Genomic DNA, 6,643 nt, shown 5'->3' with positions numbered 1-6,643 from the left:
AAGGTCGGAAACCCGCCGCCCGAGACCGCCCGCCGGGCGCGCGAGAACACCGCCGGCTCACCCCCCCCCGGCCGCCGAGGCCCCCCGCCCGGTCCGCCGGGCGGGGGCACTCGCCTTCTCGCGGAGCCCGTCAGCGCGCCGGGGTGCAGGGCAGCGGAGCCCAGCGGGCGCACTTCGGCGGTCCCTGCGGCGGCGGGGCCTCCGCCCCCTTGGCCGCTGCCGGCAGCTCCCACAGCGCGATCGCGCGCGGCGGCGGGTCCACCACCACCGCCTCCAGCCCGGGCGTCGGGCTGCACCACAGGCTGCTGATCCCGCCGGCCGGCCCGCCCGGCGCCACCGGCACCCCGGGCTCGGCCGCGTCCGGCGCCTGGACGCACACCGACGGCGCCGGCGGTTCCGGCTCCCGGAACAGCACCGCCGGACGGCCGCCGACCAGCGTCATCATCGCCGCGCCGCCCACCGACGCCGTCAGCGCCGCCGCCGCACCCGTCAGGACCAGGCTCCGCAACCCGTGCCGGGCCCGGAGCACCGGCACCGCGGGCCGGTGCGGCTCCGGGCACCCGCGCACGGCCGCCCGGTGCAGCAGCCCGCTCAGCCGGTCCGCGAACCCGGGATCGGCCGGATCCGGCCCGGCCAGGTCCGGCACCCATTGCGCCAGCGCCGCCCGGGCCGCCCACACCCGCCCCTCCGCCGCGGCCAGCGTCGACTCCACCTCCACCGCGACGGCCGCCGCCGGCAGCCCCAGCCCGTCGTGCAGCACCAGCGCGCGCCGCTGCGGCCGGGACAGCCGCTTCAGCGCCTTCAGCAGGGCCCGGTCCCGGTCCGTCAGACGGTCGTGGTCCGGCAGCACCGCCTGCGACTCGTCGGCCGGGCGCACCTTGATCCGCCGGTGCGGCAGCCGCCACGCGTGCGCCCGGCGCGGCCCGCCCCGGTGCCACGGCGACAGCGCCAGCTCGGACGCCCGCACCCGCACCCACGCCTCCGGATTCCCGGAGCCGGCCACCGCGTCCCACGCGCGCCGCGCTTCCCCGAACGCCCGCCGCACGCAGTGCGCCGCCCGGTGCCGGCACGCCGTCAGCAGGAAGACCTGCTGGACGAGCCGCGTGTGGGAGGTCTCGTACATCTCCTCGAACGTTCCCGGGCCGGCGTCGTCGCGCGCGCCCGTCCGCGGCCCGGGGTCGGCCGGCCGCGCGCCGGGCCGCTGCTCCGCGCCGGTTTCGCGGCGCTTCGCGGGGATCCGCCGGTGTTCGACGGGGGCGGGGGCGGGGCGGGCGGTGCCGGCGGCCAGGCCGCCGCCGGTGCCTTCGGTCGGGCGGCCGGGCACCTTGCCGGGCTCGCGGCGCGGCTGCTCGTCGGCGCGGGCGGCGGATCGGGGGCGCTCGCCCGGCGGGGCGGCCCTCTTGGCGGGTGCCGCCGTCTTGGCCGGGGCAGCAGCCCTGGCCGGGGCCGCCGTCTTGGCCTGGGCCTCGGCGGGGGGCTTCCGCCGGACGGCTGACGGCGCCTCGGCCGGGTCCGCGCCGAGGCGCTTCGCCAGGGCCACCGCCTCGGCCTCGGTGGCGGCACCCAGCTTCTCCATGGCGCGGCGCAGGGCGGCGCGGGTGCCGCGGGGCAGGGGGTGCCCGGCGACGAGCTGGGCGAGGGCCTCTGCCTCACGGGGGGTCAGTTTCCGCGTGCGGGGTGGCGTGGTCATCAGACGCTCCGGGTCGGGCCGCCGGCGGCTTGGGGGCAGGGTCTGAAAATGCGCATAAGCCAATAATCTGGGACACGACGGCGGTTTGCCGCTTCACGGAGCATGGCGAGTCGCCTTGGCACCATGAGGCGCATGACGCAGCTGATGGGCCGTCCGATCCTGGAGGTGCCGGGCGAACTGGGTGCTCGCCCCGCCCTGGCCGACCTCCTGGCGGGGGCGCGGACGGCGCTCGTCGGCCTCGCGGTGGTCGGGGTGCCGGTGCTCGGGCTGTGGGTGGTGACGCCGTACGCGGACGACGACGCGGCCGGTGCGTCGCGGCTCGCGGGGGCGCTGTGGCTGCTGGGGCACGGCGCGCCGCTGCTGCGCGGGGGCGCGGGGGCGCCGCTGACGGTCACTCCGCTGCTCATCGGCCTGCTGGCGGTGGTCCAGCTGTTCCGGGCGGGCGCCCGGGTGTCGGCGCGGCGGGGGCTGAGGTCGTGGTGGGGCGGCCCGGTGGCGGTGTGGGCGGGCTACTGCGGGGTGGCGGTCGTGGTCGTGGTGCACTGCGCGGGAGCGGGCCTGTTCCGCACCCGGGTGCTGCCGGACGTCCTGGTGGTCGGGCTGCTGGCCGCGCTCGCGGTCACCGCGGGGGCCCGGTCGACGCGCGAGGTCCGCGAGCCCGACGAGCCCTATGGGGCGTACGAGCCCTACGAGCCCTACGCGTCGTACGGGCCGGATGAGCTGGACGAGCCGGACGAGCCGGACGACTCCGACGTGCTCGGGGCCGTGTTCGCGAGCCGCCTCCTCGGCCGCCTTCCCGAGCACGCCCGTCCGGCGGACTGCGCGGAAGCCGTCCGCCGTGCGGCGCTCGCGGCGGGGGCCGGGCTGGTGGCGGCGGGCGGAGTGCTGGTAGCCGTCGCGGCGGTGTCGGACGCGGTGACCGGCGGCGGCCGGGGGATGGCGGTGCTGGGCCGGGGCCCGACGGCCGTCGCGGGGCTGGTGCTGCTGGCGGTGGTGCTGCTGCCGAACGCGGTCCTGTGGGGAGCGGCGTACGCGCTGGGGCCGGGGTTCGCCGTGGGGGAGGGGACGGTGGTGGCGCCGGGTGGCACGGCGCTCGGGCCGGTGCCGGACTTCCCGCTGTTCGCGCTGCTCCCGGAGTCCGGCCCGGGCGGCTGGCGGCTCGCGGCGATCGCGCTCCCCGTCCTGGCCGGGGCGGTCCCGGCGGTGCTGCTCGGCCGGGCCGCGGCCCGGCGCGCGTGGCAGCCGGCCGCGACGGCCGTGGCGGCCGTGCTGGCGGCGCTGCTGACGGGTGCCGGGGCGGCCGCGCTGGGCTGGCTGTCCGGCGGCGCGCTGGCGGGCGGCCGGATGGCCCGGCTGGGGCCGGTGCCGTGGTGGGCGGGCCTTGCGGCGGCGGGCTGGTTCGTCGTCGTGGTGGTGCCCGGGGCGCTGCTGGCGCGCCACCGGGCGCTGGGCCCGGCCGCTCCGGGAGCCGGCGTCCTCGCGGGCCTGGCCGGCCGCGCCCGCCGGAGCGGCTGGCAGTTGCGTGCCCGCGCGCACGGCGCGGTGCTGCGGCTGAGCGGAAGCGCCCCCGAGGCGTCGGAGGATCGACCGTAGGGCGTGTCCTTTCGGCTCAGGCCGGGCGCCGCGACGCCAGGGAGCGCACGTCGCCGCGTCGTCGTCGGCGGCCGATGTCCCTCAGCCTCCGCCCTGCGATTGGACACGCCCTGACGCCGCGGCCCTCCGAGCGGAAAGGGCCGGTCCTAGTTCCGGCCGTTCCCGACCAGGTCGACGTACCACTGCGGCGCGAGCCGGCTGCAGTTGTCGGCGCCGACCGTCGTCAGCGAGTCGCGGACGCAGGTCACGTAGTCGTCGTAGTAGAGCCCGAGGCCGATCACCGAGGACGCCACCACGACGGTCATCGCGCCGGTGAGCACCCCGGCGAGCGCGGCCGGCGTGAGCGGGTTCGGCCCGGCGGGCGCGACGCCCACGGCGGTGGCCGGCCGGGGGGCGCGCATCGCGCCGACGCCCCACACGATGCCGAGCGCGCCGACGAACAGTGCCACCCAGGTGACCCCGGCGAGCACGCAGATCAGCGCGAACAGCCCGGCGAGCGCCGCGTTGCGGGCCTTGCGCTGGGCCGGATCGGTGGGGTCGAGCCGTGGCGGCTGCGGGGCCGGCGGGCGGGGCTGCCGGCCGTCGCCGCCGGACCGGCCGGGGCCCTCGCCGTCGGGGCCGTCGCCGCCGTCGGCGGACCGGGGGGCACGCGGCTGCCACGGCTGGTCCGGGGCATCCGCCGGCGGCGGCGCGAAGGGGTTGCGCTCGCCGGGGTTGTCACCGCTGCTCATGGTTTCCGCCATTCCTTCTCGGTCGGTGGGGCGGGTGCCCGTGCCCCTATGATCCCGCAGCGGTCCGACGGGCCCCCGGCGGCCTGCCGGGCCGGGCGCGGGGAGATCCCCGTCTCAACTACGCGCGTAGCCCCGGCCGGAGGGTTCGGGGGCCGTCCGACCAGCCGTTATCGTGGTGACGGTCAGCAGCTCACAGAGGTTCCCCGGGGCCCGCGTCGCGGCGGGTTCTCCTGGTGTTCCCCCTCGCTCGACCTGCCGTTCGTAGTGGCCCCACCGCCGGTGGACGTACCAGCGGGCGGCGCCCGACCTACGGAGAATCGCGCAGTGGCCGCCGCCCCCGCCCAGCTCTTCCCGCCCCGTACGCCCGGACCGGCCCGCCTGGTGGTGCTGGTCTCCGGCTCGGGCACCAACCTGCAGGCGCTGCTCGACGCCGCCGCCGACCCGGCCTACGGGGCCGAGATCCTCGCGGTGGGCGCGGACCGCGACGGCATCGCGGGTCTGGAGCGCGCCGAGCGGGCGGGCCTGCCGACCTTCGTCCACCGGGTCAAGGACCACGCGGACCGCGCCGACTGGGACCGTGCGCTGACCGCCTCCGTCGCCGCCCACGAGCCGGACCTGGTCGTCACGGCCGGCTTCATGAAGATCCTCGGCCCCGAGTTCATCGCGGCCTTCGCGGGGCGGATCGTCAACACCCACCCCGCTCTGCTGCCGTCTTTCCCCGGCGCTCACGGCGTCACCGACGCGCTCGCGTACGGGGTGAGGGTCACCGGCTGCACCGTCCACCTGGTCGACGCCGGGGTGGACACCGGGCCGATCATCGCGCAGGGCGTCGTCGAGGTCGCCGACGCCGATCACGCCGATGGCGGCGAAGCGCTGCACGAGCGCATCAAGACTGTCGAGCGCAAGCTGCTCGTCGACGTCGTGGGCCGGCTGGCCCGCGAAGGTCACCGCATCGAGGACCGAAAGGTATGGATCCCGGCATGAGTGCCAGCTCCACCACGCCCCCCGTTTCGGAGAACATCCGTCCGATCCGTCGTGCGCTGATCAGCGTGTACGACAAGACCGGTCTGGAGGAGCTGGCCCAGGGCCTGCACGCCGCCGGGGTCGCGATCGTCTCCACCGGCTCGACCGCCGGCCGCATCGCCGCCGCCGGCGTCCCGGTGACCGAGGTCTCCGAGCTGACCGGCTTCCCGGAGTGCCTGGACGGGCGCGTGAAGACGCTGCACCCCCGCGTGCACGCCGGCGTGCTCGCCGACCTGCGCCTGGAGTCGCACCGCGCTCAGCTGGCCGAGCTCGGCGTCGAGCCGTTCGACCTGGTCGTCGTGAACCTCTACCCGTTCAAGGCCACCGTCGCCTCCGGCGCCACCCCGGACGAGTGCGTCGAGCAGATCGACATCGGCGGCCCGAGCATGGTCCGCGCCGCCGCCAAGAACCACCCGTCGGTCGCCGTCGTGGTCGACCCGGCCCGCTACGGCGACGTCCTGACGGCCGCCCGCGTGGGCGGCTTCGACCTGGCCACCCGCAAGCGCCTGGCCGGTGCGGCGTTCGCCCACACCGCCGCCTACGACGTGGCCGTCGCCTCCTGGTTCGAGGCCGGCTACGCCCCGAGCGACGAGCGCTTCCCCGAGTTCCTGGGCGCCACCTGGGAGCGGCAGAGCGTGCTGCGCTACGGCGAGAACCCGCACCAGGGCGCCGCGCTGTACAGCGCCGGCACCGGCGGCCTGGCCGGCGCGCAGCAGCTGCACGGCAAGGAGATGTCGTACAACAACTTCGTCGACACCGACGCCGCCCGCCGCGCCGCCTACGACCACGCCGAGCCGGCCGTCGCGATCATCAAGCACGCCAACCCGTGCGGCATCGCGACCGGCGCCGACGTCGCCGAGGCGCACCGCAAGGCGCACGAGTGCGACCCGGTCTCCGCGTACGGCGGCGTCATCGCGGTCAACCGCCCGGTCACCGTCGAGCTGGCCGAGCAGATCGCCCCGATCTTCACCGAGGTCGTCGTGGCCCCCGGCTACGAGGAGGGCGCGGTCGAGGTCCTGGCCCGCAAGAAGAACCTGCGGGTGCTGCTCGCCCCCGAGGCCCCGGTCAACCGCCAGGAGGTGCGCCCGGTCTCCGGCGGAGTGCTGCTCCAGGACGCCGACCGGGTGCACGCCGAGGGCGACGACCCGGCGACCTGGACGCTGGCCAGCGGCGAGGCGCTGTCCGAGGCGGAGCTGGCCGAGCTGGCCTTCGCCTGGCGGGCCTGCCGGGCCGTCAAGTCCAACGCGATCCTGCTGGCCAAGGATGGTGCCTCGGTCGGCGTCGGCATGGGCCAGGTCAACCGCGTGGACTCGTGCAAGCTCGCGGTCGAGCGGGCCGGCGAGCGGGCCAAGGGCTCGTACGCGGCCTCGGACGCGTTCTTCCCGTTCCCGGACGGCCCGGAGATCCTGATCGCCGCGGGCGTCAGGGCGATCGTGCAGCCCGGCGGTTCGATCCGCGACGAGCAGGTCGTCGAGGCCGCCACCAAGGCGGGCGTGACGATGTACTTCACCGGCGCGCGCCACTTCTTCCACTGACGGCGTGACGGAACGCAGGAGCGGCCCGGCTCCCTCCGAGAGGGGGCCGGGCCGCTCCGCGTCGCCGTGCG

5 protein-coding genes are annotated in these 6,643 nt (G+C 77.3%); 3 read left to right on the top strand and 2 right to left on the bottom strand.

Going from position 1 to position 6,643, the window contains the following annotated elements:
* Positions 1-130 precede the first annotated feature (130 nt).
* Positions 131-1,690, bottom strand: a complete 1,560-nt coding sequence (locus ACFV4F_RS24595; protein ID WP_380505460.1) for a hypothetical protein — start codon at positions 1,688-1,690, stop codon at positions 131-133.
* A gap of 132 nt (positions 1,691-1,822) precedes the next feature.
* On the opposite strand from ACFV4F_RS24595, the gene ACFV4F_RS24590 reads away from it, so the two are divergent.
* Positions 1,823-3,283: a DUF6350 family protein gene (locus tag ACFV4F_RS24590; RefSeq protein WP_380505458.1), complete on the top strand. Its 1,461-nt coding sequence runs from the start codon at positions 1,823-1,825 to the stop codon at positions 3,281-3,283.
* 146 nt (positions 3,284-3,429) lie between these two features.
* Here ACFV4F_RS24590 and ACFV4F_RS24585 read toward each other — a convergent pair whose 3' ends face one another.
* Entirely contained in the window at positions 3,430-4,014 is a 585-nt protein-coding gene (locus ACFV4F_RS24585) for a hypothetical protein (protein WP_380505455.1), read from the bottom strand.
* Between the two features lie 324 nt (positions 4,015-4,338).
* On the opposite strand from ACFV4F_RS24585, the gene purN reads away from it, so the two are divergent.
* The gene (gene purN / locus ACFV4F_RS24580) at positions 4,339-4,998 is read left to right on the top strand and encodes a phosphoribosylglycinamide formyltransferase (protein ID WP_380438993.1); all 660 of its coding nucleotides are present in this window, start codon (positions 4,339-4,341) and stop codon (positions 4,996-4,998) included.
* Complete coding sequence (gene purH / locus ACFV4F_RS24575; protein WP_380505452.1) at positions 4,995-6,572, top strand: bifunctional phosphoribosylaminoimidazolecarboxamide formyltransferase/IMP cyclohydrolase; 1,578 nt, start codon at positions 4,995-4,997, stop codon at positions 6,570-6,572. Before purN ends, purH begins: the two co-directional genes overlap by 4 nt.
* The last annotated feature ends 71 nt before the right edge of the window (positions 6,573-6,643 follow it).

It is taken from the genome of Kitasatospora sp. NPDC059722 (assembly GCF_042733235.1).
Lineage (GTDB): Bacteria > Actinomycetota > Actinomycetes > Streptomycetales > Streptomycetaceae > Kitasatospora.
Note: the sequence above shows the minus strand (reverse complement) of the source record. Positions and strands in the feature narration are given on the sequence as shown.